This window comes from Streptomyces sp. NPDC088725 (genome assembly GCF_044751305.1).
Classification (GTDB): domain Bacteria; phylum Actinomycetota; class Actinomycetes; order Streptomycetales; family Streptomycetaceae; genus Streptomyces.
Genome location: NZ_JBIVLO010000011.1, coordinates 144,891 through 170,249, shown reverse-complemented (window position 1 = coordinate 170,249; position 25,359 = coordinate 144,891). Strand labels below are relative to the sequence as shown.

At 71.1% G+C, this 25,359-nt stretch carries 24 protein-coding genes; 11 read left to right on the top strand and 13 right to left on the bottom strand.

Annotated features, from left to right (window positions below; all coding sequences use genetic code 11):
- Positions 1-109: 109 nt before the first annotated feature.
- The 3 genes from ACIP6N_RS25360 to ACIP6N_RS25350 all read right to left on the bottom strand — a co-directional run bounded on the left by ACIP6N_RS25360 (position 110) and on the right by ACIP6N_RS25350 (position 2,083).
- Complete coding sequence (locus tag ACIP6N_RS25360; protein WP_401819135.1) at positions 110-655, bottom strand: excalibur calcium-binding domain-containing protein; 546 nt, start codon at positions 653-655, stop codon at positions 110-112.
- 200 nt (positions 656-855) lie between these two features.
- Positions 856-1,047, bottom strand: coding sequence for a CsbD family protein (locus tag ACIP6N_RS25355; RefSeq protein ID WP_401819133.1), 192 nt, complete (start codon positions 1,045-1,047; stop codon positions 856-858).
- A 163-nt stretch (positions 1,048-1,210) separates the two neighbouring features.
- Positions 1,211-2,083 carry an undecaprenyl-diphosphate phosphatase gene (locus ACIP6N_RS25350; protein ID WP_401819130.1) on the bottom strand — a complete coding sequence of 291 codons (873 nt, stop codon included), beginning with the start codon at positions 2,081-2,083 and terminating at the stop codon, positions 1,211-1,213.
- 255 nt (positions 2,084-2,338) lie between these two features.
- Between ACIP6N_RS25350 and ACIP6N_RS25345 the strand changes: the two genes are divergently transcribed.
- From ACIP6N_RS25345 to ACIP6N_RS25330, 4 genes are read left to right on the top strand one after another with little or no spacing between them, the layout of a single operon-like run.
- Complete coding sequence (locus tag ACIP6N_RS25345; protein ID WP_401819128.1) at positions 2,339-4,216, top strand: methylmalonyl-CoA mutase family protein; 1,878 nt, start codon at positions 2,339-2,341, stop codon at positions 4,214-4,216.
- A complete protein-coding gene (gene scpA / locus ACIP6N_RS25340; RefSeq protein ID WP_401819125.1) occupies positions 4,216-6,420 on the top strand; it encodes a methylmalonyl-CoA mutase in 2,205 nt (734 codons plus the stop codon). The genes ACIP6N_RS25345 and scpA overlap by 1 nt, the downstream gene beginning before the upstream one ends.
- A gap of 4 nt (positions 6,421-6,424) precedes the next feature.
- Entirely contained in the window at positions 6,425-7,432 is a 1,008-nt protein-coding gene (meaB, locus tag ACIP6N_RS25335; protein ID WP_401819271.1) for a methylmalonyl Co-A mutase-associated GTPase MeaB, read from the top strand.
- Positions 7,433-7,488: 56 nt separating this feature from the next.
- Entirely contained in the window at positions 7,489-8,547 is a 1,059-nt protein-coding gene (locus tag ACIP6N_RS25330; RefSeq protein WP_401819123.1) for an enoyl-CoA hydratase/isomerase family protein, read from the top strand.
- Here ACIP6N_RS25330 and ACIP6N_RS25325 read toward each other — a convergent pair whose 3' ends face one another.
- On the bottom strand, positions 8,548-9,252 hold the full coding sequence (locus ACIP6N_RS25325; protein WP_401819121.1) for a TVP38/TMEM64 family protein: 705 nt from the start codon (positions 9,250-9,252) through the stop codon (positions 8,548-8,550).
- A gap of 420 nt (positions 9,253-9,672) precedes the next feature.
- On the opposite strand from ACIP6N_RS25325, the gene tuf reads away from it, so the two are divergent.
- The 3 genes from tuf (at position 9,673) to ACIP6N_RS25310 (ending at position 12,712) form a co-directional block, all read left to right on the top strand.
- Positions 9,673-10,857 carry an elongation factor Tu gene (gene tuf, locus ACIP6N_RS25320; RefSeq protein ID WP_401819119.1) on the top strand — a complete coding sequence of 395 codons (1,185 nt, stop codon included), beginning with the start codon at positions 9,673-9,675 and terminating at the stop codon, positions 10,855-10,857.
- Between the two features lie 109 nt (positions 10,858-10,966).
- A complete protein-coding gene (locus ACIP6N_RS25315) occupies positions 10,967-11,806 on the top strand; it encodes a patatin-like phospholipase family protein (protein ID WP_401819116.1) in 840 nt (279 codons plus the stop codon).
- 60 nt (positions 11,807-11,866) lie between these two features.
- Positions 11,867-12,712 (top strand): spermidine synthase, encoded by an 846-nt coding sequence (locus ACIP6N_RS25310; protein ID WP_401819114.1) that lies wholly within the window; start codon positions 11,867-11,869, stop codon positions 12,710-12,712.
- Here the strand turns inward: ACIP6N_RS25310 and ACIP6N_RS25305 are convergent.
- Together ACIP6N_RS25305 and ACIP6N_RS25300 are read right to left on the bottom strand one after the other, a co-directional pair.
- Positions 12,674-13,942, bottom strand: coding sequence for an MFS transporter (locus ACIP6N_RS25305; RefSeq protein WP_401819113.1), 1,269 nt, complete (start codon positions 13,940-13,942; stop codon positions 12,674-12,676). The two genes, ACIP6N_RS25310 and ACIP6N_RS25305, sit on opposite strands and share 39 nt — an antisense overlap.
- Positions 13,943-14,037: 95 nt before the next feature.
- On the bottom strand, positions 14,038-15,204 hold the full coding sequence (locus ACIP6N_RS25300; protein ID WP_401819111.1) for a hypothetical protein: 1,167 nt from the start codon (positions 15,202-15,204) through the stop codon (positions 14,038-14,040).
- A gap of 93 nt (positions 15,205-15,297) precedes the next feature.
- Here ACIP6N_RS25300 and ACIP6N_RS25295 point away from each other — a divergent pair, with 93 nt between their 5' ends.
- A complete protein-coding gene (locus tag ACIP6N_RS25295) occupies positions 15,298-15,750 on the top strand; it encodes a DUF4442 domain-containing protein (protein WP_401819109.1) in 453 nt (150 codons plus the stop codon).
- A gap of 72 nt (positions 15,751-15,822) precedes the next feature.
- Positions 15,823-16,521: a DedA family protein gene (locus ACIP6N_RS25290; protein ID WP_401819108.1), complete on the top strand. Its 699-nt coding sequence runs from the start codon at positions 15,823-15,825 to the stop codon at positions 16,519-16,521.
- A gap of 54 nt (positions 16,522-16,575) precedes the next feature.
- On the opposite strand, the gene ACIP6N_RS25285 is transcribed toward ACIP6N_RS25290, so the two are convergent.
- Positions 16,576-17,106 carry a gamma carbonic anhydrase family protein gene (locus tag ACIP6N_RS25285; RefSeq protein WP_401819105.1) on the bottom strand — a complete coding sequence of 177 codons (531 nt, stop codon included), beginning with the start codon at positions 17,104-17,106 and terminating at the stop codon, positions 16,576-16,578.
- 224 nt (positions 17,107-17,330) lie between these two features.
- On the opposite strand from ACIP6N_RS25285, the gene ACIP6N_RS25280 reads away from it, so the two are divergent.
- Positions 17,331-18,569, top strand: a complete 1,239-nt coding sequence (locus ACIP6N_RS25280; RefSeq protein ID WP_401819104.1) for a cytochrome P450 — start codon at positions 17,331-17,333, stop codon at positions 18,567-18,569.
- Positions 18,570-18,660: 91 nt separating this feature from the next.
- Here the strand turns inward: ACIP6N_RS25280 and ACIP6N_RS25275 are convergent, their stop codons facing one another.
- The 5 genes from ACIP6N_RS25275 to ACIP6N_RS25255 form a co-directional block, all read right to left on the bottom strand.
- Positions 18,661-19,926 (bottom strand): cytochrome P450, encoded by a 1,266-nt coding sequence (locus ACIP6N_RS25275; protein ID WP_401819102.1) that lies wholly within the window; start codon positions 19,924-19,926, stop codon positions 18,661-18,663.
- Positions 19,923-20,537 (bottom strand): GTP-binding protein, encoded by a 615-nt coding sequence (locus ACIP6N_RS25270; protein WP_401819100.1) that lies wholly within the window; start codon positions 20,535-20,537, stop codon positions 19,923-19,925. Before ACIP6N_RS25270 ends, ACIP6N_RS25275 begins: the two co-directional genes overlap by 4 nt.
- Entirely contained in the window at positions 20,518-20,877 is a 360-nt protein-coding gene (locus ACIP6N_RS25265) for a DUF742 domain-containing protein (protein WP_401819098.1), read from the bottom strand. The genes ACIP6N_RS25270 and ACIP6N_RS25265 overlap by 20 nt, the downstream gene beginning before the upstream one ends.
- The gene (locus ACIP6N_RS25260; protein WP_401819095.1) at positions 20,874-21,320 is read right to left on the bottom strand and encodes a roadblock/LC7 domain-containing protein; all 447 of its coding nucleotides are present in this window, start codon (positions 21,318-21,320) and stop codon (positions 20,874-20,876) included. Before ACIP6N_RS25260 ends, ACIP6N_RS25265 begins: the two co-directional genes overlap by 4 nt.
- 122 nt (positions 21,321-21,442) lie before the next feature.
- Positions 21,443-23,173 carry a sensor histidine kinase gene (locus ACIP6N_RS25255; RefSeq protein ID WP_401819094.1) on the bottom strand — a complete coding sequence of 577 codons (1,731 nt, stop codon included), beginning with the start codon at positions 23,171-23,173 and terminating at the stop codon, positions 21,443-21,445.
- 363 nt (positions 23,174-23,536) lie between these two features.
- On the opposite strand from ACIP6N_RS25255, the gene ACIP6N_RS25250 reads away from it, so the two are divergent.
- Positions 23,537-24,292 (top strand): acyltransferase, encoded by a 756-nt coding sequence (locus tag ACIP6N_RS25250; RefSeq protein WP_401819092.1) that lies wholly within the window; start codon positions 23,537-23,539, stop codon positions 24,290-24,292.
- A gap of 110 nt (positions 24,293-24,402) precedes the next feature.
- On the opposite strand, the gene ACIP6N_RS25245 is transcribed toward ACIP6N_RS25250, so the two are convergent.
- Complete coding sequence (locus ACIP6N_RS25245; RefSeq protein ID WP_401819089.1) at positions 24,403-25,269, bottom strand: EamA family transporter; 867 nt, start codon at positions 25,267-25,269, stop codon at positions 24,403-24,405.
- Positions 25,270-25,359 lie beyond the last annotated feature (90 nt).

Sequence of the window (25,359 nt, the reverse complement as noted above, 5' to 3'; positions counted from 1 at the left end):
GGGTACGACCCCCTCGGCCGACACGGTCGAGCAGCGACACGCCCCCTCCGTACGGAGGGGGCGTTCTTGTTGCCGGGCCGGCTGATGGAGGCGGTCCGGCGCCGCGCGGCTATTCGCAGCCGACGCCGTCTCCGTCCCGGTCGAGGTGGCGCCCGTAGCCGGGGTCCCCGGCATGGACCGGGGCGGCCCCCGCGGCGCGGGCGGCGGAGCAGTTCGCGTAGTACGCCGAGCCGCCCCCGCCCCCGCCCCCGCTGCCGGAGCCCGAGCCGGACCCGGATCCCGAGCCGCCGGATGTTCCGCTTCCCCCGCCGGCCGCCGGGGCGACCGTGACGCGGACCGTCTTGGTCTCCGTGACGGTCGGCGCCGGTCGCGGCTTGGCCGTGACCGTTTCGGTGACCGCGGGCAGGGGTGTCGCGGAGGCGGTCGTCGTGGCCGTGACGGTCGCCGCCGGGATCGGTTTCACGCTCGCCGCCTGCTCCGCCCGGGCCGGATCGTCGGCCGCCCCCAGGCCGATTCCGAGTGCGAACAGCAGACCCGCCGCGGGGAAGAGAACCCGCTTCCGCGTCCACTTCGGCCGCCCGGCCGGGGACCCGGCGTAGGGATTCGGTCCTGCGGGCGGCTGAGCCCACTGGCCCCACTGCGGCTGGTACGACACACGTCCCCCTATGGGTAGTTCGAGAGGGATGACCGTAGCCGTGGTGGTTGAGCCGGCCGAGGGGTATGCGCTTTTAGTGACTGATCCGTAATGAAAACGTGGAGGCGCGAGTGTGTGGCCGAGCCCTGTTCCGCGAACGGCCGGGCCCCCGCCGATCGCTGGAACTCACGATCGTGGCGGGGGCCCGGTCACCACGGGGCTCAGCTGTCGTCGTGCTTCAGGGAGTCCTTCATGCCCTTGGCACGGTCGCCCGCGTCGTCCATGGTGCTCTTCGCCTTGCCCTTGGTCTGATCGGTCTTGCCCTCGGACTCCTTGCGGCGGTCCCCGGTGGCCTTCCCGGTCATCTCCTTGGCCTTGCCCTTCATCTTGTCCATGGCGCCGTCGTCGGCCATTACTGCTCCTCGGTAGGTGCGATCCCTGCCCCCTCCCACCGTAGGACCGGACGGTGCCCGCTGCCCGGTGAGCGGTCCGCCGGACCCACCCGGTCGTGCCGGGTACGGGAAAGGCCCGGCGCGTGGAGCGCCGGGCCTTTCGTACGGAGCGGGAAGCGCGGCCTCAGCCGGCCGACTCACCGGCGTGCGGGCTCAGCACACCGGCTCCGACCAGGATGAACAGCGCGATGCCGAGCAGGATCCGGTAGATCACGAACGGCATGAAACTCTTCGTGGTAATGAATTTCATGAACCATGCGATGACCACATAACCCACGACGAACGCGACCACCGTGGCCAAGATGGTCGGCGGCCACGACGTGTGGCTCTCGCCCGCGTCCTTCAGCTCGAACACCCCGGAAGCCAGGACGGCGGGGACGGCGAGGAGGAAGGAGTAGCGCGCCGCGGACTCGCGGGTGTAGCCCATCAGCAGACCGCCGCTGATGGTGGCGCCCGAGCGGGACACGCCAGGAACGAGGGCCATGGCCTGGCAGAAACCGAAGATCAGGCCGTCCTTGACGCCCAGATCCTTCAGCGACTTGCGTTCCCTGCTCGCCCGGTGCTTGCGGCCCGTCTCGTCACGGGCCGCGAGGCGGTCGGCGACACCGAGGATGATGCCCATCACGATCAGCGTGGAGGCGATGAGGCGCAGATCACGGAACGGACCCTCGATCTGGTCCTTGAGCGTGACACCGAGCACGCCGATCGGAATCGAGCCGACGATGACCAGCCAGCCCATCTGCGCGTCGTGGTTCTGTCGCATCGCCTTGTTCGTCAGCGAGCGGAACCAGGCCGAGACGATGGTGACGATGTCCTTGCGGAAGTAGATCAGGACGGCGGCCTCGGTGCCGATCTGAGTGATCGCGGTGAAGGCGGAGCCCGGGTCGTGCCAGCCGGCGAAAGCGGCCGTCAGCCGCAGATGCGCGCTGGACGAGATGGGCAGGAACTCGGTCAGCCCCTGCACAAGCCCGAGGATGAAGGATTCGAACCAAGACATGAGGTACTACGCCATCCAAGGAATCATCATGCGCCGGCCGGCGGAGCCGCGGCGCGGTGGCGGACTGAGGGGCGGACAGGGGGCAGACGGGCGATCAGATCAGGCAATGCTCGCTCCGATCATATGGAGAGGCGCGCGCCCGGCTCACGTCGGCTCCGCTTTGCGCCGGCCGACCCCTAGTTCCGACCCGTAGAGACCCCTGATTCCGGCGCCGCCCCAGAAGCGCCGGGAACCGTCTGCTCTAGCATCGGGACCATGACGGTCCTGCCTGACGACGGCCTTTCCCTGGCAGCCGAGTTCCCTGACGCGACCCATGAACAGTGGCAGAGCCTGGTAGCGGGCGTTCTGCGCAAGTCGGGTCGGGACGTCTCGGGCGCGGCGGCGGTGGAGGCGCTCTCCACCACGCTCCCTGACGGGTTCGCCACCCGCCCGCTCTACACCGCCGCGGATGTCTCGCCCGACACCGGCTACCCGGGGTTCGCGCCGTTCACGCGCGGGAGCCGCCCCGAGGGTGCCACGGTCTCGGGCTGGGACGTACGCCAGCGCCATACGCGGCCCGACCCCGCACGGACGAACGAGGCGGTGCTCGCCGACCTGGAGAACGGGGTCGCCTCCCTCTGGATCGCGGTCGGCTCCGCCGGGGTGCCGGTGTCCGGACTCGGCAGGGCGCTCGCCGGCGTCTACCTCGACCTGGCCCCGGTCGCGCTCGACGCGGGTGACGCATTCGGCCCGGCCGCGCGGGAGTTGCTGCGGCTGTACGACGAGCGCGAAGTGGTCCGCGAGCAGGCGCGCGGCACGCTGGGCGCCGATCCGGTCGGACTGCTCGCGCGTACCGGACGGGAAACCGCCGGCCACACCGAAGAAGCCGTCGAACTCGCCCTGCTCTGCCACCGGGACCGCCCCGGACTGCGCGCCATCACCGTGGACGCGCTGCCGTACCACGAGGCCGGTGGCTCGGACGCGCAGGAACTGGGCTGCTCCCTCGCCACCGGCGTGGGCTGGCTGCGTGATCTCACCGCCGCCGGCCTTTCCGCCGAAGCGGCCTGCGCGCAGATCGAGTTCAGGTACGCGGCCACTGCCGACCAGTTCCTGACCATCGCCAAGCTGCGCGCCGCGCGGCGGCTGTGGGCGCGCGTGGCGCAGGTGTGCGGGGCCGGGTCCGCGGGCGGCGCGCAGCGCCAGCACGCCGTGACCTCACCGGTGATGATGAGCAGGCGCGACCCGTGGGTGAACATGCTCCGCACCACGGTCGCCTCACTGGCCGCGGGGGTCGGCGGCGCCGACGCCGTGACCGTACTGCCCTTCGACCACGCCCTCGGGCTGCCCGACGACTTCGCCCGCAGGATCGCCCGCAACACCTCGACGATCCTGGTGGAGGAGTCCCACCTCGGCCGGGTCGTCGACCCGGCGGGCGGCTCCTGGTACGTGGAACAGCTCACCGACGAACTCGCCCACACCGCCTGGGCCTGGTTCCAGGAGATCGAGCGCGCCGGAGGCCAGCGCGCCGCCCTGCGTGACGGACTCGTCGGCGAACGGCTCGCGGCCACCTGGAAGCGCCGCTCCGAGCAACTGGCCAGGCGCCGCGAACCCATCACCGGTGTCAGCGAGTTCCCGCAGCTCGCGCAGGCCCCCGTGGAGCGCGACCCGGCCCCCGAGGTCCCCTCGGGCGGTCTGCCGGTCGTGCGCAGGGACGAGGCGTACGAGGCGCTGAGGGCCCGCTCCGACGCGCATCTCGCCGCCACCGGCGCGCGCCCGAAGGTCTTCCTGGCCGCGCTCGGCCCGGCCGCCGCGCACACCGCGCGCGCCACGTTCGTCAGCAGCCTCTTCCAGGCCGGCGGTATCGAGCCCGTCCACGACCCGGTGTCGGTGGACGCGGACACGGCCGCCGGTGCCTTCACCCGCAGCGGCGCCGCGGTCGCCTGCATCTGCTCCAGCGACGCGCTCTACGCCGAGCAGGCGGAGCCCGTCGCGCGGGCACTCAAGTCCGCGGGGGCCCAGCTGGTGTTCCTCGCCGGGCGCCCGGGCGAACAGCGTGAGACATATCTACAGGCCGGGGTCGACGAGTTCGTCGTCGCGGGCGGCGACGCGGTCGCCGTCCTCACCTCCGTCCTCGACCGGATGGGAGTGGCGTGATGGGGATCCCGGACTTCTCCGAGATCGAACTCGGCGACGGCGCGGCGGACGCTGCCGTCACCGAGGAGCAGTGGCGTACCGCGCTCAAGGAGAACACCGGGGCGTCCGACGGCGAACTGTCGTGGGAGACCCCGGAAGGCATCGCCGTCAAGCCGCTGTACACCGAACAGGACCTGAAGGGCCTCGACTTCCTCGCCACGTACCCGGGCACCGCGCCCTACCTGCGCGGCCCGTACCCGACGATGTACGTCAACCAGCCCTGGACGATCCGGCAGTACGCGGGCTTCTCCACGGCCGAGGAGTCCAACGCCTTCTACCGGCGCAACCTCGCGGCCGGGCAGAAGGGCCTCTCGGTCGCCTTCGATCTGCCCACGCACCGCGGTTACGACAGCGACCATCCCCGGGTGACCGGTGACGTCGGCATGGCGGGCGTGGCCATCGACTCGATCTACGACATGCGTCAGCTCTTCGACGGCATCCCGCTCGACCGGATGAGCGTGTCGATGACGATGAACGGCGCCGTACTGCCCGTACTCGCCCTGTACATCGTGGCGGCCGAGGAGCAGGGCGTACCGCCGGAGAAGCTGGCGGGGACCATCCAGAACGACATCCTCAAAGAGTTCATGGTCCGCAACACCTACATCTATCCGCCGACTCCGTCGATGCGGATCATCTCCGACATCTTCGCGTACACCTCGCAGAAGATGCCCCGCTACAACTCCATCTCGATCTCCGGCTATCACATCCAGGAAGCGGGGGCCACGGCCGACCTGGAGCTGGCCTACACCCTCGCCGACGGTGTGGAGTACCTGCGCGCCGGGCTCGATGTCGGCCTCGACGTCGACGCGTTCGCGCCCCGGCTCTCGTTCTTCTGGGCGATCGGCATGAACTTCTTCATGGAGATCGCCAAGTTGCGCGCGGCCCGGCTGCTGTGGGCCAGACTGGTCAAGAAGTTCGACCCGAAGAACCCCAAGTCGCTTTCACTGCGCACCCATTCGCAGACCTCGGGCTGGTCGCTGACCGCGCAGGACGTCTTCAACAACGTCACCCGCACCTGCGTCGAGGCCATGGCGGCCACCCAGGGCCACACCCAGTCGCTGCACACCAACGCCCTCGACGAGGCGCTGGCCCTGCCCACCGACTTCTCCGCCCGCATCGCCCGCAACACCCAGCTGCTGCTCCAGCAGGAGTCGGGGACCTGCCGGGTCATCGACCCCTGGGGCGGCAGCGCGTACGTCGAGAAGCTGACGTACGACCTCGCCAGGCGCGCCTGGCAGCACATAGAGGAGGTCGAGGCCGCGGGCGGCATGGCCAAGGCCATCGACGCGGGCATCCCCAAGATGCGCGTCGAGGAGGCCGCGGCCCGTACCCAGGCGCGGATCGACTCCGGGCGCCAGCCCGTCATCGGCGTGAACAAGTACCGCGTCGAGACCGACGAGAAGATCGACGTGCTCAAGGTCGACAACTCGTCCGTGCGCGCCCAGCAGATCGAGAAGCTGCGCCGGCTGCGCGAGGAACGCGACGAACAGGCCTGCCAGGACGCCTTGCGCGCGCTCACCGCGGCGGCCGAGGCCGGTTCCACCCCCGGACTCGAAGGCAATCTGCTCGCCCTCGCGGTGAACGCGGCGCGCGCGATGGCGACCGTCGGCGAGATCTCCGACGCCCTGGAGAAGGTGTACGGGCGGCACGCGGGCCAGATCCGTACGATCTCCGGTGTGTACCGCAACGAGGCAGGGAGTTCACCGGCCGTGGACGTCACCCGCACCGCCGTCGAGGAGTTCGAGCAGGCCGAGGGCCGCAGGCCGCGCATCCTGGTCGCCAAGATGGGCCAGGACGGCCACGACCGGGGCCAGAAGGTGATCGCCACCGCCTTCGCCGACCTGGGCTTCGACGTCGACGTCGGCCCGCTGTTCCAGACGCCGGCCGAGGTGGCGCGGCAGGCGGTCGAGGCGGACGTGCACATCGTGGGCGTCTCGTCGCTGGCCGCCGGGCACCTCACGCTCGTACCGGCGCTGCGCGAACAGCTCGCCGCCGAGGGGCGCGAGGACATCATGATCGTCGTCGGCGGAGTGATCCCGCCCTCGGACATAGAGGAACTGCACCGGGCCGGCGCCGCCGCGGTCTTCCCGCCCGGCACGGTCATCCCGGAGGCCGCGCAGGATCTGCTGAAGGCGCTCGCCCACTCACTCGGTCATGAGCGGTGAGCGCGTGCCACCGCGGATCGACATCGACAGCTACGTCAAGGGCGTTCTGGACGGCTCCCGTTCGTACATCGCCCGCGCCATCACCCTGGTCGAATCGACCAGGCCCGACCACCGCGCGCTCGCCCAGCACCTGCTGACCGAGCTGCTGCCGCACGCCGGAAAGGCCCGCAGGATCGGCGTCAGCGGTGTCCCCGGCGTGGGCAAGTCGACCTTCATCGACGCGCTCGGAACGATGCTCACCGGCCTCGGCCACCGGGTGGCGGTGCTGGCCGTCGACCCGTCGTCCAGCAGGACCGGCGGTTCCATCCTGGGCGACAAGACCCGGATGGAACGCCTGGCCGTCGACCCGGCCGCGTTCGTCCGGCCCTCGCCCACCGCGGGCACACTGGGCGGCGTGGCCAAGGCGACCCGCGAGACCATCGTCGTGATGGAGGCCGCGGGCTACGACGTCGTCCTCGTCGAGACCGTCGGCGTCGGCCAGTCGGAGACCGCCGTCGCCAACATGGTCGACACCTTCCTGCTGCTCTCCCTCGCACGCACGGGCGACCAGCTCCAGGGCATCAAGAAGGGCGTCCTGGAGCTGGCGGACGTCATCGCCATCAACAAGGCGGACGGTTCGCACGAACGCGACGCGCGCTCCGCCGCACGTGAACTCGCGGGCGCACTGCGGCTGATGCACCCAGCGGACGCGGCCTGGACACCACCGGTGCTCAGTTGCAGCGGCCGTGAGGGCAGTGGGCTCGACGTCCTCTGGGAGCGCCTGGAGCAGCACCGCGCGGTCCTCGGCGCGGACGGCCGCCTCGAACGCAAGCGGCGCGACCAACAGGTCGACTGGACCTGGACGATGGTCCGCGACCACCTGCTCGACCGGCTGCGCGAGCACCCAGGAGTCAAGCGGCTCACCCCCGGACTCGAACAGCGGGTACGGGAAGGAACCCTCACCCCGACGCTCGCGGCCGACCGGATCATCGAGGCGCTCGACCTGCCGGGAACGGGCACCGGGAACGCCTGAACGGCCCGGAACGGTACGGCGGCACGCCGTCACGACCAGGGAAGGACCCGCGCGAGATGGCCCACGAAGAACCGGTGCTGTGCGGCCTCGCCGGCCGCACGGCCCGTATCACGCTGAATCGGCCCCGCGCGCTCAACGCACTCACCCACCCCATGGTGACCGCGATCGACGCGGCCCTCACGGAGTGGGAGCGGGACGGACGCGTCGCGGCCGTCGTCATCGACGGAGCGGGGACACGCGGGCTGTGCGCGGGCGGCGACATCCGCGCGATCCACGAGGACGCGCGTACGGGCGGCGGTGCCTCGGCGGCCTTCTGGCGTGACGAGTACCGCCTCAACGCCCGCATCGCCCGTTACCCCAAGCCGTACATCGCGCTGATGGACGGCATCGTGATGGGCGGCGGTGTCGGTGTCTCGGCGCACGGGAGCGTACGGATCGTCACCGAACGCTCCGTCGTCGCCATGCCGGAGACCGGCATCGGCCTGGTCCCCGACGTGGGTGGCACCTACCTGCTGTCGCGGGCCCCGGGCGAGCTGGGCACCCATCTCGCCCTCACCGGCGCCCTGATGAGGGCGGGGGACGCCGTACTGTGCGGGCTCGCGGACCACTTCGTCGGCGCGGACCGGCTGCCTGACCTGCTCACCGCGCTCGCGGCGCCCGGCAGTGACCCACTGGAGACCGTACGCGCGTACACGAGCCCCGTCCCCGCGGACGGGCTCGGCGCCGACCGTGCGTGGATCGACGCCTGCTACGCGGCGGATTCCGTCGAGGAGATCACCGAACGGCTGCTGACCCACGGGCATCGGGCGGCCGCGGAAGCCGCCCGCACCCTCGTGACCCGCTCACCCACCGCCCTCAAGGCGACCCTCGCCGCGCTTCGCCGCGCCCGCGAACTGCCCACGCTGGAGCAGGTGCTCGACCAGGAGTACCGCGCGTCCTGCGCCGCGCTCGTCACCCACGACCTGCGGGAAGGCATCCGGGCCCAGGTCATCGACAAGGACCGGGACCCGCACTGGTCCCCGAAGGAACTGGCCGAGGTCACGGACGCGGACGTGGCGCGGTTCTCCGCCGTACCGCCCGGCGGCGACCTCGGGCTCGGCAGGCGGCTCCCGTGATCAGCGGGGGCCGAAGCGGTCGCGCTTGAACCAGGCGACCACCGCCGCGGCGAGTCCCGTCAGCACGATGAAGCCCATCGCGATCAGGAAGGCGGGCGACGTCGGAGACGAGGCCTCGCTGCCCGCGATCACATACGCGGCGGTGTTGGGGATCGAGCCGAGCCCCGTCGCCAGTACGAAGGGCCCCCAGCGCATCCGCGACACGGCGGCGCAGTAGTTGGCGGCGACGAACGGCACCCCGGGGAAGAGCCGGATCGCCATCATCGACCGGAAACCGTGCCGGCTCAACTGGCCGTCCGCCGCCTTCAGCCAGCGGCCCCGCACCAGCGGCCGCAGCGCGTCCTGCCCGAGGAAACGGACGAGCCCGAACGAGACCGAGGCCGCCAGGACGGTCCCGACGACCGAGGCGAGCAGCCCGAGCTGGGAGCCGAACACCGCTCCCGCCGCGAGATTGAGCAGCGGACGCGGGACGAACGCCACGGCGCACACCCCGTACCCGACGGCGAACAGCGCCACCGCCGCGCCCCCGCTGATGTGCGGCGGCCGGCCCTCCGTCAGCAGCTTCTGCGGCTCGAACAGCAGCACAGCCACCGCCCCCGCGCTCAGCAGGACGACGAGAAGTGTGAACCGTGACCAGGGCGAGAACAGCACTCGCGAGCAACGGACAGCGAACCGCGGAGTAGTCCGGGCGACGTTGTCGAGCATCAGGGGGAGCCTCACTGACAAGTGGCAACGGGCTGAGAACGTAAAACAATTCGACGGGACGGGTGCCTTCGGCCAGGATCGGGGCATGTTCCGGTACGCCTTCCCCGCAGCGCCGTCCGCAGTCGCGGACGCGCCGAAGGCTGCCGCGACCCCCGCAGCATATGCGGCCTCAGCGCCCTTCGGCGGCGCCCGAAGCTGACCCTTCCCGGACAGTCCGGCGGACCCCACAGGGGGAGGGTCGGCAGGGACAAGGGGTCCCACGCACGTTCCGCACGCGTGGCGAGTCAGGCTTCGCACCACCGGTCGAACAGCGTTTGACAGCACTTCACGTGCCCATCACGCGCACTTCACCGGCAGGCCGAGCGCACCTCGAACGCGACGGGCGTACCTCGAGCATGCCTCACGTCTGGTTAAGGAATCATGCCCAAGACGGCATACACGCGTACCAAGCCGCACCTCAACATCGGCACCATGGGCCATGTCGACCACGGCAAGACCACCCTCACCGCCGCCATCACCAAAGTCCTCAGCGACCGCGCGGGCAGCGGAACTTCCTACGTCTCGTCCGACCGTATCGACCGGGCGCCCGAGGAAGCCGCCCGCGGGATCACCATCAACCTCGCGCACGTCGAGTACGAGACCGACACCCGCCACTACGCGCACGTGGACATGCCGGGCCACGCCGACTACATCAAGAACATGGTGACCGGCGCCGCGCAGCTCGACGGGGCCATTCTCGTCGTCTCGGCGCTCGACGGAATCATGCCGCAGACCGCCGAACACGTCCTGCTCGCCCGCCAGGTGGGCGTGGACCACATCGTCGTCGCCCTCAACAAGGCCGACGCGGGCGACGACGAGCTGACCGACCTGGTGGAGCTGGAGGTACGCGAACTGCTCACGCGGCACGGCTACGGAGGTGACACGGTGCCCGTCGTCCGGGTGTCGGGGCTGCGGGCGCTGGAGGGCGACCCGCGCTGGACCGCGGCCGTCGAGGCGCTGCTCGACGCGGTTGACACGTATGTGCCGGTCCCGGTCAGATACCGGGACGCGCCGTTCCTGCTCCCCGTCGAGAACGTGCTCACCATCACCGGACGCGGCACGGTCGTCACGGGCGCCATCGAGCGCGGCACCGTACGGATCGGCGACCGGGTGGAGGTGCTGGGCGCGGACACCGGTCCGCGGACCAGCACCGTCACCGGCCTGGAGACCTTCGGCAAGCCGATGGACTCCGCCGAGCCCGGCGACAACGTCGCGCTGCTGCTGCGCGGCATGCCCCGAGACACGATCCGCCGCGGCCATGTCGTGGCCGCGCCGGACAGCGTCGTCCCCAGCAGGCGCTTCACCGCGCGGGTGTACGTCCTCTCGGCGCGCGAGGGCGGTCGCAGGACCGCTGTGGGCAGCGGTTATCGGCCGCAGTTCCATATCCGTACCGCTGATGTGGCCGGTGGCGTCGACCTGGGAGAGGCGGCCGTCGCGCGGCCCGGTGAGACGGTCACGATGACCGTCGGACTGGACCACGACGTACCGCTGGAGCCGGGGCTCGGATTCGCGATCCGCGAGGGCGGCCGCACCGTCGGAGCGGGAACGGTCACGTCCCTGGCCTGAACCACGGCCGTTCGCCCGCCACTTCGTACCCAGGGGTGGCGGGCGCACGGATGTACGGGACACTTCTTCCGAGCCGGGCGGCCCGTCCGGCGGGGGAGAGGCGGAAGACATGACGCGTACGGCCCTGGTCCTCGGCGGCGGCGGAGTCACCGGTGTCGCCTGGACGCTCGGAATCCTGCACGGTCTCGTCCGCGCCGGTACGGACCCCACCACCGCGGACCTCGTCGTCGGCACCTCGGCGGGCTCGGCGGCCGGCGCCCAGATCACGGCCGGCGCCCATGACCTGGAGGAGCTGTACGAGCGCCAGCTCACCCCCGGAAACGAGCGTGCCGCGAAGCTCGGCGGCGCCGCACTCCTGCGCTATGTGCGTGCCGCGCTCGGCGCCCGTACCCCCGAGGCCTACGCCCGCAGGCTCGGCCGGTTCGCCCTCGCAGCCTCCACGGTCCCGGAGGCGGACCGCAGGGCCGTCATCGCCGACCGCATCCGGATCAGCACCTGGCCGGAGCGGCGGCTCGTCGTCACGGCCGTGGACGCGCTCACCGGAGAGCTGCGGACGTTCGACAGGGACAGCGGTGTCCCGGTCGTGGACGCCGTCGCCGCGAGCTGCGCGGTCCCCGGCGTCTGGCCGCCGGTGACCATCGAGGGCCGCAAGTGGATCGACGGCGGCATGCACTCACCCGCCAACGTCCAGCTCGCCGCCGGCTACGACCGGGTCCTGGTCATCGCACCCATCGGCTCCGGCAACGGGGTGATCGCCTCCCCGGGCACCCAGGCCGCCGCGCTCGCGGCGGCGGGAACCCGCGTCGAGGTCATCACGCCCGACAGCGCCGCCAGGAAGGCGATAGGACGCAACCTCCTCGACCCGGCCCGCCGGCCGCCCGCCGCACGGGCCGGTCTGGCGCAGGCGACAGCGCACGTTGAGGCCGTCGCCGCGCTCTGGACGGACTGACGCGCCGGTCGCCGGGAAGCGGCGCACCGGCTCACCGGCAGGCGGCGCACAATGGGGGGCGTGAACGAGCCGATCCCCGTCATCCGCGCCGTGGACCACGGCACCGCCAAGCTGCTCCCCGATGTCGACCGGGAACGCGCCTGGCTGCTGACGGTCGACGGCGCGCCCCAGTCCTACGTCGACCTGGACGAGCCCACCCACCTGGAATTCGAGTACGTACAGCGCCTCGCCCACGTCATCGACCACGCGGCCCCCACGGGCGACCCGCTCGCCGTGCTGCACCTCGGCGGCGGCGCCTGCACGCTCCCTCGCTACGTCGCCGCGACCCGTCCCGGCTCGGCGCAAACCGTGGTCGACTCCGACGCGGCCCTGCTCGAACTGGTCGCGGAACACCTGCCGATGCCCGCGGACGCGGACATCACCGTGTACGGCACCGACGCCAGGCGCTGGATCGAAACGGCACCCGACGGCTCGGCGGACGTACTGGTCGCCGATGTCTTCGGTGGCTCACGGGTGCCCGCGGCCCTGACCTCCGTCGAGTACGCGCGGCAGACCGCACGGGTCCTGCGGACGGGCGGCATCTACGCCGCCAACCTCGCCGACGGCGCGCCCTTCGGCTTCCTCCGCTCCCAACTGGCCACCTTCGCGGCGGCCTTCACGGAACTGGCGCTGATCGCGGAACCGTCCGTACTGCGCGGCCGCCGCTTCGGGAACGCCGTACTGCTCGCCTCGCACACCCCGATCGACACGGTGGAGCTGGCCCGCCGTACCGCCTCCGACGCCTTCCCGGCGCGCGTCGAGCACGGCAAGGCGCTGCGGCGGCTCATCGGGGACGCCGCGGTGGTACGGGACGCCGGAGCCGTACCGTCACCCCGGCCGCCCGAGGGCGCCTTCAGTATCGGCTGACGGGCCGGCGGCCGGCGCGGTCACCGGCCGCTGCGCGGGGACGTCCTGGGTGCGGCGGGTCAACTGCCGTACGCCCGGCACGAAAAGCACCGCCACTGTCAGCAGCACGGCCAGCGCGGAACACCCCCACAGCGCGGGCGTACGCCCGAAGGAACTCTCCGCTGGACCCGCGAGCGCCGTCGCCACCGGCACCATGGCGATGGAGCCGAGCCAGTCGTACGCCGAGACCCTGGACAGTTTGTCCTCCGGGATCTCCTGGTGCAGCGCCGTCATCCAGGAGACGCCGAACACCTCGATGGAGAGGCCGCAGAGGAACATCACGCCGACGAGGGCCCACAACGGCAGCGGCACCGCGAGCCCGGCCGGCGGAAGGGTGTACGGGAAGACGCAGAGAGTGCCCACGAGCAGCAGCCTGCGCGGCTTCCAGCGCGTCATCAGCAGCGCGCCGCCGACGGTACCCGCGCCGAACGCCGCGAGGGCCGTGCCCCACGGGCCGGGGCCGCCGAGGTCGTCCCTGGCCACCAGCGGCCCGTACACCGACTGCGCCGCCGCGACGACCGCGTTGACCACGGCGAACTGCAGCACGATGCTCCACAGCCAGGGCCGTCCCGTGAACTCGCGCCAGCCGTCCCGCAGATCGGCGAGCATGCCGCGGCCCGCGGGGCGCGGCGGGACATGGCTGACGTCGAGGAAGGCGCGCAGCGACCCCGCCACCAGGAAGCCGAACGAGTCGATGGCGAGCACCCAGCCGGGCCCGGCCACCGCGATCAGCATGCCGCCCAGCGCGGCGCCGCCCATACTGGCGCCGTTCAGGGCCATCCGGTAGAGCGCGAACGCGCGGCTCGCCTGTTCGCCGCTGACGCTGGACATCAGCATGCCTTCGGAGGCCGGGGCGAAGAACGCCTGGCCCGTGCCACCGAGACCGGCGAGCACGATCATCTGCCACAGCCGTGGTTCGCCCGCCAGGACGAGGACGGCGAAGGCCGCCTGGGAGAGGCAATTGAGGGCGTTGGCCGCGACCATCACATGGTGGCGGGGCAGCCGGTCGGCCAGCGCGCCGCCGATCAGGAGGAACAGCACGAGCGGAATGGTGCGCGCCGCCGCGACGAGGCCCACGTCACCGGCGTCGCCGCCCGCTTCCAGGACGGCGAACGCCGAGGCGATCAGAGCACCCTGGCTGCCCAGAGTGGTGGCGATCGCCGCAGCGGTCAGCAGGGTGTAGTTGCGCACCCGGGGACTATGGCCGCAACGGCTCCGGGGCGCCAACCGGTTATCCGGCCCAGTGGACGGTTACGGCCACGGCGGGTTCGGTTTCAGAGCCACGGTCAGGAGGACTTCATCAGTCTCACGGTGCTGAGGATCCGCTTGACCGTCGTGTCCGGAATCTCCTCGGGCACCCCCTTGTTGGCGTACAGCACCCAGGTCGTGAAGTCGCCCTGGGCATTGGTGAAGGTGAAGGCGATCGACTTGCCGTCGGTGTCGCACTTGTTCCTCTTCGCGAGCCCGGTGGCGGTGGCCGTCGCGTAATTCCCCGTGAGACCGGACGTGGTGGTGTACGGCTGCGCCTTGCTGACCTGGACCTTCTGCTTGATGGTCTTCTCGGGCTCCCCCTGGGCGTAGGCGGCCCAGGCCCACGTGTGGGCTTCGGTCACCGCGGCCGACGCCGTGTCCTTGGCGCCCCCGCTCCCCTTGGTGCCGGTGCCGCCGAGACCGACGTCCTCCATCTGCCCGTCTTTGTCAGCGTCCTGCTCGCACCACTTCGACGTGAAGTACGCGGGTGCGGAGAACAAGGCGACGCTGGAGCCGTCGTCCTTCTTGACGTCCTCGAATCCGTATGAGGTGCCGGGACTGTCGACCTCCCACTCCGGCGGGACATCGAACTGCGTCCCGCGCTTCGGGTTGGACACGACCTTCCAGCCGGCTATCTGCGGCTTTCCGGCCGCCGAGCCGTCCCGGGGATTGGCGACGGACTCGCTCGTATCCGGCTCGGGCGACGCGGACGACGAGGAGCCGCCGTTCGCCACCGTTCCCTTGCCGTCGTTTCCGCCCAGCACCAGGAAGCCGGTCACCGCCGCCGCGACCACGACAGCGGTGGCCGCGACGATCGCGACGACGGTGGTCTTCCTCCGGTCGTCGGACGGACCGCGCCCGCCGGGCTGCCCCGGCGCCGCGTACTGCGGCACGGTCGGCTGCTGGTACGGGTACCCCGGCTGCTGATACCCAGGCTGTTCGTACCCCGGCTGCTGCTGCGGATAGCCGGGCTGCTGCTGGTAGCCGGGCTGCTGGTACCCAGGCTGTTCGTACGCCGGCTGTTCGTACCCCGGCTGCTGGTACGGATTCGGCGGGGGACTCTGCTGCTGGTGTCCCCCTTGCCCGTATCCCTGCTGCGGAAGTCCTTCCTGGCCGTACCCCGGTTGCTGGTACGGATTCTGGTTCGGGTTCTGGTCCTGCGGGTTCTGCTCGCCCCCGGGCGGCTGCTGTCCTGGCCACATGGCCCGTAACCATAGAGGTGCGGCAATGCGGCGGCCACGGCCGCCCGCGCGGAGGATGGCCAACTCGCACTACTCGTGGGTAACATCTTGTGCATGAGCGCTGATCAGATGTCCGTGGGCGAGCAGCTCGCCGCCACCGTCCCCATGGCCAAGACCCTCGGTCTCGAATTCCTGGAGAGCACGGCCGAGCGTGCCGTGGTCCGGCTGCCCGACCACGCCGACTTCCACAACCACGTCGGCGGACCGCACGCCGGTGCGATGTTCACCCTCGCCGAGACCGCCAGCGGTGCGATCGTCCTCGCCGCCTTCGGCGATCAGCTCGGCCGCGCGGTTCCCCTCGCTGTCAAGGCGGAAATCGGCTACAAGAAGCTCGCCATGGGGAGCGTCACGGCGACGGCGACACTGGGCCGCCCCGCCGGTGAGGTCGTCGCCGAACTCGACCGGGGAGTCCGTCCGGAATTCCCGGTGACCGTCGCCATCACACGCGCGGACGGGGCCGTGACGGCCGAGATGATCATCGTCTGGACCCTGCGGCCGAAGGCCTGACGGACCCCGGGCCACCAGGTAGGCTTCCCGTTTGTAGGCCAGAGAGGCACGGGAGCAGCGGAGGGACCGGCAGTGCACGTGCAGGAGTGGCTCGACTCCGTCCCCCCGATCGTGATCTATCTCCTGACGGCGGGCGTCATCCTTGTCGAGAGCGTCGGCATTCCGCTGCCCGGCGAGATCGTCCTCGTCGCCGCCACGCTGCTCGCCTCCCAGCAGGGTGACGTCAACCCGTACGTTCTCGGCGCCTGCGCCTCCGCCGGTGCGATCATCGGCGACTCGATCGGCTATGCCATCGGCCGCAAGGGCGGCCGGCCACTGCTCGCCTGGCTCGACAGGAAATTCCCCAAACACTTCGGCGAGAAACAGGTCGCCGTGGCGGAGCGGTCCTTCGAGAAGTGGGGCATGTGGGCGGTCTTCTTCGGCCGCTTCATCGCGCTGCTGCGCATCTTCGCGGGGCCGCTGGCCGGTGTCCTGCGCATGCCGTACTGGAAGTTCCTCACCGCCAACCTGCTGGGCGGTGTGGTCTGGGCGGGCGGTACGACCGCCGTCGTCTACTCGGTCGGAATCGTCGCGGAGGACTGGCTCAAGCGCTTCTCGTACTTCGGTCTCGCGGCCGCCGTGCTGATCGGGCTCACCTCGTTCCTTCTCGTGCGCAACCGTGCCAAGAAGTCCCACGCGCGGGCGGAGGCCGCCGCGGTGGCGGCAGCCGCGGCAGCGGTCGTGCCGGCGGCTGCGGAAGCCGACGCGGCACCCGCACCCGCCGCCGACTGAAGGTCCGGACGAACGGCCGGACGAATGACCGGACGGGCCTGGCGGGTCCCGGCGTCAGTTCTCCAGGGCCTCGCGGTGAGCCGCGGCGAGATCCAGGTATACGGCCGCGTTCAGCTTGATCCCTTCCCGCTCCTCATCGGTCAGCCGGCGCCTGACCCTGGCGGGGACCCCCGCGACCATCGATCCGGGCTCCACCCGCATCCCCTGCGGTACGAGCGTCTGCGCGGCGACCAGTGAGCCCGCGCCGATGTGCGCGCCGTTGAGGACCGTGGCACCCATCCCGATCAGCACGTCGTCCTCGACCGTGCAGCCGTGCAGCACCGCGTTGTGACCGACCGACACCCGCGCGCCGACCGTCAGCGCGGAGCCGGGGTCGGAGTGCAGGGTGCAGTTGTCCTGGATGTTGCAGTCCTCCGCCAGCTCGATCGCGCCGCAGTCGGCCCTGAGCACGGTGTGGTACCAGACGCTCGCGCCGGCGGCCACGGTGACATCGCCGACCACCACGGCGGTCGGAGCGACGAATGCGGCGGGGTCGATTCTGGGGTCCTTGCCGCCCACCCCCGTGATCAGCGCGCGCTGCGTCATGCCCTCTCCTCCGTGGTCGCCGGTGCTCGTGGATGCTCGTCCGTACCCGCCGGCAAGGCGTACGGCACACCGTAGGTGACCGCTTCCCGCGCATGCACATCAGGTAGGCCAGGAGTTGGCTGTCTCTTCTGCCACACGGTCAATAACCTGTTCCATACGGCCTGTTAGTGACCGGACACAGACCGGATGGACCGAGTTCGATCGAGATCGACCGAGGGAGCAGCATGGCCACCGCACAGCAGGTCCCCGACATCCTGTCGTCCGAGTTCGCCGAGGACCCCTATCCCGTCTACCGGCTGATGCGCGAGAGCGCGCCGCTGATCTGGCACGAGGCGACCCGCAGCTACATCATCTCGCGGTACGACGACGTCGAGCGCGCCTTCAAGGACAGAGAGTCGGCGTTCACCACCGACAACTACGACTGGCAGATCGAGCCTGTGCACGGCAAGACGATCCTCCAGCTCAGCGGGCGTGAACACGCCGTACGCCGGGCACTGGTCGCGCCCGCCTTCCGCGGCAGCGATCTGCGGGAGAAGTTCCTGCCGGTCATCGACCGCAACGCCCGCGAGCTGATCGACAGCTTCCGCCACACGGGCTCCGCCGATCTCGTCGACGACTTCGCCACCCGCTTCCCCGTCAACGTCATCGCCGACATGCTGGGCCTCGACAAGGGCGACCACGCCAAATTCCACGGCTGGTACACCGCCGTCATCGACTTCCTGGGCAATCTGTCCGGCGACGCCGCCGTCACGGCCGCCGGTGAGCGCACCCGCGTGGAGTTCGCGGAGTACATGATCCCGATCATCCGCCACCGGCGGGAGAACCCCGGCGACGATCTGCTGTCCGCGCTGTGCGCCGCCGAGGTCGACGGCGTACGGATGAGCGACGAGGACATCAAGGCGTTCTGCAGTCTGCTGCTCGCGGCGGGCGGCGAGACCACCGACAAGGCGATCGCCAGCATCTTCGCCAATCTGATGCTCCACCCCGATCAGCTCGCGGCGGTCCGCGCGGACCGCACGCTGATAGCGAGGGCCTTCGCCGAGACGCTCCGGTTCACCCCGCCGGTGCACATGATCATGCGCCAGACGGCCGCGGACGTGGAGCTGAGCGGCGGCACGATCCCGGCGGGGGCCACCGTCACCTGCCTGATCGGCGCCGCCAACCGCGACCCCTCCCGCTACCGGGACCCGGACACCTTCAACATATTCCGGGACGATCTGACGACCGACACCGCGTTCTCCGCGGCGGCCGATCACCTCTCCTTCGCGCTCGGACGGCACTTCTGCGTCGGCGCGCTGCTGGCCAAGGCCGAGATCGAGGCAGGCGTCGGCCAGCTGCTCGACGCGATGCCCGACCTGCGGCCGGCCGAGGGGTACGACCCGGTCGAGCAGGGCGTGTTCACGCGCGGACCGCGCTCGCTGCCCGTGCGGTTCACGCCCGTCACCCCGGCCGCCACGCGCTGACGTTCCTCACACCTGACTGCGCCCGCCGGCCGGGTCCCGGACGTACGCCCAGGACCCGACCGGCGGCCGGCCGCCGCTCGTCGCCCGCTCGTCACCGCGCGACGGGTGTGAAACGCACCGGCAGAGCGGCCAGGCCGCGCATCCAGATCGAGGGCCGCCAGGTCAGCTCGTACGGCTCCACACCGAGCACCACATCGGGCAGCCGTTCGAGCAGCGTCTCGATGGCGTTGCGCGCGATGACGTCGGCCAGCAGCGGCGCCGGGTACGGGCAGCGGTGCTCGCCGTTGCTGAACGAGAGATGCGCGGAGTTCTCGGGGCCGACATGGCCCTCGGGCCAGATCTGCGGATCCGTGTTGGCCGCCGCGAGCCCCAGGACCACGCAGTCGCCGGCCTTGATCTGCCGGCCGCCGAGCTGGGTGTCACGTACCGCCCACCGACCGATGAAGTTCTGCGTCGGGGTGTCCAGCCAGAGCACCTCGTTGAGTGCCTGACCGACGCTGAGCCGCCCGCCGGACACGTTCAGCGCGAAGCGGTCGTCGGTGAGCAGCAGACGCAGGGTGTTGCAGATCCAGTTGGCGGTCGGCTGCTGCGCGGCGGCGATGACGGTGATCAGGTCCTGGACGATCTCCGCGTCCGTCAGCGCCGCCGGATGGAGCAGCATCCGCGACGTGATGTCCGAGCCCGGATTGCTCCGCTTCTCCCGCACCAGCCGCTCGATGCGCTCCTGCACCCGCAGATACGCGGCGACCGGGTCGGCGCCGTCCACCGCGTCCAGTGAGGTCCGCAGGTCACGCACCAGGTCGTCGGTGTCCGTACCGCCCGCGGGCATGCCGCAGAGCTGGACGACCGCCCGCATCGGCACGGCATGGGCGTACACCGACATCAGCTCGGCCCGGCCGCTGCCGGAGAACGTGTCGATCAGGCCCTCCGCGATCATGCGGCACATCTGGGCCAGTTCGAACTGGTCGACCGCCTCCAGCGCCTCCGTGATCACACCGGCACGGCGCTGGTGTTCCGGACCTTCGGTGAACAGGAGCGAGGGCTGGTAACCGACGTACGGCATCAGCGGCCAGTCGGCGGGGATGTTCTCCCACTGGTTCCAGCGGCGGGAGTCGCGCGCGAACAGCTCGTCGTGGCCGGTGACGTAGGAGACCTCGGTGTACCCGAGCACCAGCCAGGCGGGGACGTCACCGTCGAGCAGGACCGGGGCGACCGGGCCGTGTTCCTTGCGCAGGTTTCGGTAGAGCTGGGACGGGGTCTGCTGGTACTCCAGGCCGCCCAGCCGCACGGAGCCCGTGTGCGCGGGACAGCCCTGGGGCGGGGACGGGTCGGTGAGGGGGCCGGTGGGGTCGGTCATGGGGTCATCTCCCGGGCCATGGCCAGTTCGTACAGGTGATCCACGAGGGTGATCAGGACGTTCTTGCCGGACGAGCGGACGCGTGCGTCGCAATCGATCATCGGGATGCTGTCCGGCAGCGACAGGGCCTGGCGGATCTCCCCCAGGGAGAACGACGCCATGTCGTTGTCGAACCGGTTGACCGCGACCACGAACGGTGTCTTGTGGTGTTCGAGCCGGTCGATCGCGTACCAGGACTCGCTCATCCTGCGGGTGTCGACGAGGACGACGGCGCCCAGCGTGCCGGAGAACAGCCGGTCCCACAGGAACCAGAATCGTTCCTGCCCGGGAGCGCCGAACAGGTAGAGCACCATCCGGTCGCTCAGGCTGATCCGGCCGAAGTCGAAGGCGACGGTGGTGGTGGTCTTCGTGGCCACTCCCGTGGTCTCGTCCACACCTACTCCCGCCTGGGTCATGACTTCTTCCGTGTTGAGCGGGCGGATCTCACTGACGGACCTGACGAGGGTCGTCTTGCCGACGCCGAAACCACCGACCACGACGATCTTCAGGCCGGTTTCCGCCGCGTCCGCCAGGGGCGTACGGGCGGGCAGTTCAGAGACTGCGGAGTCCATGGAGCACCTCCATCAAGAGAGCGGAGTCGGGCAGCGCGGAAGACAGCCGGGCGGAGCGGGGATGCCGGGCGGTGATCCTGCCCATGGCGGTGAGATCGCCGAGGAGGATCCGTACCACTGTCACCGGCAGCTTCATCTCCGCCGAGATCTCCACGACCGCCGTGGGATGGCGGCACATGTCGAGGATCCGTACGTGCTCCGACTGCATGCCCTGGGCCGGCGTACATTCGCTGACGATCAGCGTGACCAGGTCGAAGGCGTCGTCGTCGACCCGGCTGCGGCCGCCCGTCACGGTGTAGAGCCGGTCCGGGGTACCGATGTCGACGGGCCTGCGGGTCATGACGGAGAACCCTCCCGGGAGGGTTTCCGCGGCTCGGCGCGCAGATGGTCACCGATCTGCTCGACCAGATCGGTCATCTGGAAGCCCACCACACCGGGATCGGCGCCGTCCGCGGCGACGACGGCCAGGTGCGCGCCCTCACCGGCCTCCACGATGAACAGCAGCCCGCCGTGGAACTCCGTCATCGAGTGCCGTACGCCGCCCGTCCCGTTGCCGAACTCCACGGACGCGCCCTGGGCCAGCGCCTGGATTCCTGAGCAGATCGCGGCCAGCTGGTCGGCCTGGTCGAGCGTGAGATACCTGCTCCAGCAGAGCTTCAGCCCGTCACGGGAGAGCACCAGGGCGTGCCGGGTGCCGGGGGTGCGTTCCAACAGGGCCTCAAGGAGCCAGGTCAGGCTGTTGTCGGTGGTCTGCGGGGCATGCGGGGAATGCGTGGGATGCATGGGTGCGTGGGGCGGGTGGTCCCGGTCGGGCAGGACCACGGGCCCGTGCCTCCAATCTCGACGTTCTCGGGCAGGGGTGGGGCGCCGGTACCCGGGCGCCGTACGGGGGAGAAGCCGGCCGCTCACTCGGCCGGGGTGCTGTCCGGTCCGCCGGAGGAGTGGCGTGAACGGTGGAACGCCCGGAACTGGGAACCCGCGTCGCGGCCGGGACGTACCTCGCCGGTCTCAGGACCCGGCCCCGGCTCCACGTCCGGGTACGGCCTGTCGCGGTCGGCGGCGGCCATGGTGCGCCCCGGTGGCCTGACGGGCAGACCGCCGGGAGTGGCGACCCGCGGGCCCTGGCCCCAGAGCGACGAGACGTCCGCGCCCGCCGGGGGCAGTTCCGCCCTGGGCAGTTCGGCCGGGGGCAGTGTGGTCGGCGGCGGGGAGGCGGGCGCGGGCACGAAGGCGCGGGCGGGCGGCGGATCGAGGACGGGGCGGCGTACGGTCTGCTCCCAGTCCACGTCCCTTTGCTGGGCGAGGAGTTGGGGCGGGAACAGCACCACGACACCGGTACCGCCGCGCGAGGAGGGGCGGAAGTTGACACTCATGCGGTACTTGGCGGCCAGCCGGCCGACCACGGCGAGGCCGAGCCGGGTGCCCTGGAGTGTCGCGAGGTCGTTGGAGCGGCCCGACACGGACTCCTCGGCGCGCCTCATCGCGGCGTCGGCCATCTTCAGACCGCTGTCCTCGATGGTCACCACGATGCCGGCGGCGCGCTCCTCGACGTAGACATGGACCTCGTCGATGGGCGGGGAGAAGTTCGCCGCGTTGTCCATCAGTTCGGCGAGGAGGTGCATCACGCCCTCCGCGGCGAACCCGGCGATCGCGGCATTGCTCGAACAGTGCAGCCGCACCCGCCGGTAGGCGGCGATACGGCCGACCGCGCCGCGCAGGATGCTCTCCATGACGATCGGTCTGTTCCAGGAGCGGCTGCCCCGGCCGCCCATGAGGATGGAGAGCCGGTCCGCGAGCATGCCGAGCTGTGAGGTGTTGTGGTCGAGCTGGAGCAGGTCGCCGAAGATCTCCTCGCCGTACCTGTCCTGCATCTCGCGCAGATCGGCCAGCATGGACACGGCCTTGGCCTGGACCCGGCTCAGCGCCTTGGTACCGGCGCCCTGTGCGGCGGCCGAGCGCCGCTCACTGATGGCGAACTCTCTGACCAGCGCGTCCATCAGGACCCGCAGCCGCGGATCCGCCGGCGGGTCGAGGCTGCCGAGCACCGTGTCGGCGGAACCGCCCTGGCGCAGCCCGCCGATGGCCGCCGGGAGGGTCTTCGTCGTGAGCCGGTCCAGTTCGTCCGCCGACTGCGACAGCCTGCGCACGGCGGTCCCGCACTCGGCGTCCGCGGTGGCGGCCCGCCGCTCGCTCGCGGCCACCTCGACGGCGAACACCTGCAGCACACGGCGAAGTTGGGGATCGGTGGGCCGCCGAGTGTCCTCCAGTGCCTCCTCCGCGTCCACGCCGTCCCGCAGTCTCTTGACCACGGCGGGCAGTGTGACGTTCACCAGCTGCGAGGCGTCCGCCCCGGTCCGGGCCAGCCGCGCCTGGATCGTACGGATCTCACCGTCGGCCGCGAGGGCTCCGCGCCGGGCGCGGTTCAGCAGCAGAGCCGCCGTGACGACCGTCAGCGCGAGGCACACCCAGGCGGTCGTGACCGTGGACGTCACCCACGCGCGGGCGGGCTCGGGGGCGGCGGCGGCCACCGCGCTCGCCACCCCGCCGGCCATCACGAGCAGGGCGAGGGGTAAGAAAAGCGACAACGACCGTGTCTTGCGTATGCGGTGCGGGCTGGGGGTGACGGGCACTGACATTCCGCGGTTCCTCGGTATTGAGTGCGGGGGAGTTGGCCGGCCGGCGTCGTGGGCCGGCCGCGTGGGTGGCAGGGGGCACCGATGGGGACGGTGGTGCTGCGCTCCGTGTACGGCGGCTCATGCTAGGCAGCCGGACCCGCCGAAAAGCCGGAGAAGCGCGCGGGGTGCACACGCACGGAGGAGTTAGCGGCGAAGCCGCCCAACGCGAGGCGAGGACGTGATAAGCGAGGTGACTCGCGGGCCGGGGAGGTCGCCGGTGAGGCGGGCTGAGGCCGGGTGACCTGGGCTGACATGGGGGTCATGGGGTGAAGATCACAGACAGTGGCACCGGTCGACCGGCCCTCCGCCGACTACCGTGTCGGCGTGCCGAAGAACAGAAGCACGCTCCCCTTCCGCCCGTTCGCGTCACTGGCCACCTGGCGGCGCCGGCTGGGCTCGTGGGCCGTGCACCGGGGGTGGCACTGGGTCCAGGAGGCGGGCGCGATCACCGCCGAGCGCCCCGGGCGGCTGCGCTTCGCCCGGATCGGCGCCGGAGCCCGGATCGCCTTCCCCCAGGGCACGATCTTCGGTGAGCCGTGGATCGAGGTGGGCGAACGCTGTGTGATCGGCGCGCAGGTCACACTGACCGCCGGGATGATGCCCGGTCTCGACCTCGGCCGCACACCGATACTGACGCTCGGCGACGAAGTGGTCCTGGGACGCGGCAGCCATGTGGTCGCCGACGTGGCGGTCACCATAGGCCGCAAGACGTACTGCGGTCCCTACGTCTACATCACGTCGACCAACCACAGTTACGACGATCCGCACACCCCCGTCGGCGAACAGTGGCCCCGGATGGCGCCCGTTGTCATCGGGCCCGGCAGCTGGCTGGGGACCGGCGCGGTGATCCTGCCCGGCGCGCGCCTCGGACGGAACGTGGTGGTGGCCGCGGGCGCCGTCGTACGGGGCGAGGTGCCGGACCACGCGGTGGTGGCCGGGGTGCCCGCCAGGATCGTACGGACCTGGGACGAGGAGCGCGGCTGGCAGCCACCGCTGCGCACTCCGGCGCCGGTGCCGATCCCGGAAGGCATGACCCCTGAACAACTGCTGCGTCTGGCCGAGTCGGAAGCGGATTCCTGACCCTGGCGCGCGTCACCCCGGCGCGCGGGCGACAGCCGAGGTCAGCGGCTTCAAGCGGGGCCAGGCCTCCGCGTCGCCCCGGCGCGCGGGCGACAGCCGGCAGGCGCGCCTCAGCCGGCCGCGAGCAGTACGGTGCCCACCAGCGCGAGCCCCGCGCCCGCCGCCTGGACGGTGCGCAGCCTCTCCTTCAGTACACCGCGCGCCGCGATCGCCGTGATCACCGGATAGAGCGAGGCGAGCACGGCCGCGACGGTGACGGGCCCGTGCTGCGCGGCGATGGAGTACGTCCCGTTGGCGGCCACGTCCGCGAGGCCGACGAAGGCCAGGGCGGGCAGCGCGGCCCGCACGATCCGCGCACCGCCGTCCAGGGGCAGGGCGGGAGCGCCCCGCCGTGCGGAGACGTACAGCGCCGTGCCGCCGACCATGACATTGGCGACGCGCTGGACGAAGAGCGCGAGGAACAGTCCGGTCAGGGTCGTCGAGGCCGCCGAGATCAGCGTCATCACCGTGCCGAACCCGAACGCGGCGACCAGGGCGAGCAGCACCGCGCGGCGCTGCACCGGCGCGCCGCGCAGCTGGGGCCCGCCCGCGAGGACGATCCCGGCCACGGCCACCGCGATCCCAGCGAGTTGCGGCAGCCCGGGCCGCTCGCCCACGACGACCCCGACCCCGACCGGCACGGCGACACCGAGCGAGCCCAGCGGCGAGACCACGCCCATCGGGCCGAGAGCGAGGGACTTGTAGAAACTGAGCATGGCGACAGGTCCGACCACACCGGCCGCGACGGCGAACCAGAGCCGCGGACCCGCCTCCGTCCAGCCGCCCGTGGCCACCACGATCGCGCCGAGGACGACCACGGCGATCGACTGCGAGGCCGTGACGACCGTCAGCGCGGGCAGCCGCCGCGTGAGCAGCCCGCCGCCGAAGTCGGCGAGACCCCACAGCACGCTGGTGGCCAGGGCGAACAGTGCGGTCATGGGGGCCCTCGCAGTACAGTTTGATGCACGTTTCAGTACACCACACCGTAGTGCAGTTTATTGAACTGCGCCATTAATATATTGGACTTG

Coding starts and splice junctions, on each gene's coding strand:
- ACIP6N_RS25355 (WP_401819133.1), bottom strand. CDS start 1,047: ATGGCCGACGACGGCGCCATGGACAAGATGAAGGGCAAGGCCAAGGAG.
- ACIP6N_RS25350 (WP_401819130.1), bottom strand. CDS start 2,083: ATGTCTTGGTTCGAATCCTTCATCCTCGGGCTTGTGCAGGGGCTGACC.
- ACIP6N_RS25345 (WP_401819128.1), top strand. CDS start 2,339: ATGACGGTCCTGCCTGACGACGGCCTTTCCCTGGCAGCCGAGTTCCCT.
- scpA (WP_401819125.1), top strand. CDS start 4,216: ATGGGGATCCCGGACTTCTCCGAGATCGAACTCGGCGACGGCGCGGCG.
- ACIP6N_RS25330 (WP_401819123.1), top strand. CDS start 7,489: ATGGCCCACGAAGAACCGGTGCTGTGCGGCCTCGCCGGCCGCACGGCC.
- ACIP6N_RS25325 (WP_401819121.1), bottom strand. CDS start 9,252: ATGCTCGACAACGTCGCCCGGACTACTCCGCGGTTCGCTGTCCGTTGC.
- tuf (WP_401819119.1), top strand. CDS start 9,673: ATGCCCAAGACGGCATACACGCGTACCAAGCCGCACCTCAACATCGGC.
- ACIP6N_RS25315 (WP_401819116.1), top strand. CDS start 10,967: ATGACGCGTACGGCCCTGGTCCTCGGCGGCGGCGGAGTCACCGGTGTC.
- ACIP6N_RS25300 (WP_401819111.1), bottom strand. CDS start 15,204: ATGTGGCCAGGACAGCAGCCGCCCGGGGGCGAGCAGAACCCGCAGGAC.
- ACIP6N_RS25295 (WP_401819109.1), top strand. CDS start 15,298: ATGAGCGCTGATCAGATGTCCGTGGGCGAGCAGCTCGCCGCCACCGTC.
- ACIP6N_RS25285 (WP_401819105.1), bottom strand. CDS start 17,106: ATGACGCAGCGCGCGCTGATCACGGGGGTGGGCGGCAAGGACCCCAGA.
- ACIP6N_RS25280 (WP_401819104.1), top strand. CDS start 17,331: ATGGCCACCGCACAGCAGGTCCCCGACATCCTGTCGTCCGAGTTCGCC.
- ACIP6N_RS25275 (WP_401819102.1), bottom strand. CDS start 19,926: ATGACCGACCCCACCGGCCCCCTCACCGACCCGTCCCCGCCCCAGGGC.
- ACIP6N_RS25270 (WP_401819100.1), bottom strand. CDS start 20,537: ATGGACTCCGCAGTCTCTGAACTGCCCGCCCGTACGCCCCTGGCGGAC.
- ACIP6N_RS25265 (WP_401819098.1), bottom strand. CDS start 20,877: ATGACCCGCAGGCCCGTCGACATCGGTACCCCGGACCGGCTCTACACC.
- ACIP6N_RS25260 (WP_401819095.1), bottom strand. CDS start 21,320: ATGCATCCCACGCATTCCCCGCATGCCCCGCAGACCACCGACAACAGC.
- ACIP6N_RS25255 (WP_401819094.1), bottom strand. CDS start 23,173: ATGTCAGTGCCCGTCACCCCCAGCCCGCACCGCATACGCAAGACACGG.
- ACIP6N_RS25245 (WP_401819089.1), bottom strand. CDS start 25,269: ATGACCGCACTGTTCGCCCTGGCCACCAGCGTGCTGTGGGGTCTCGCC.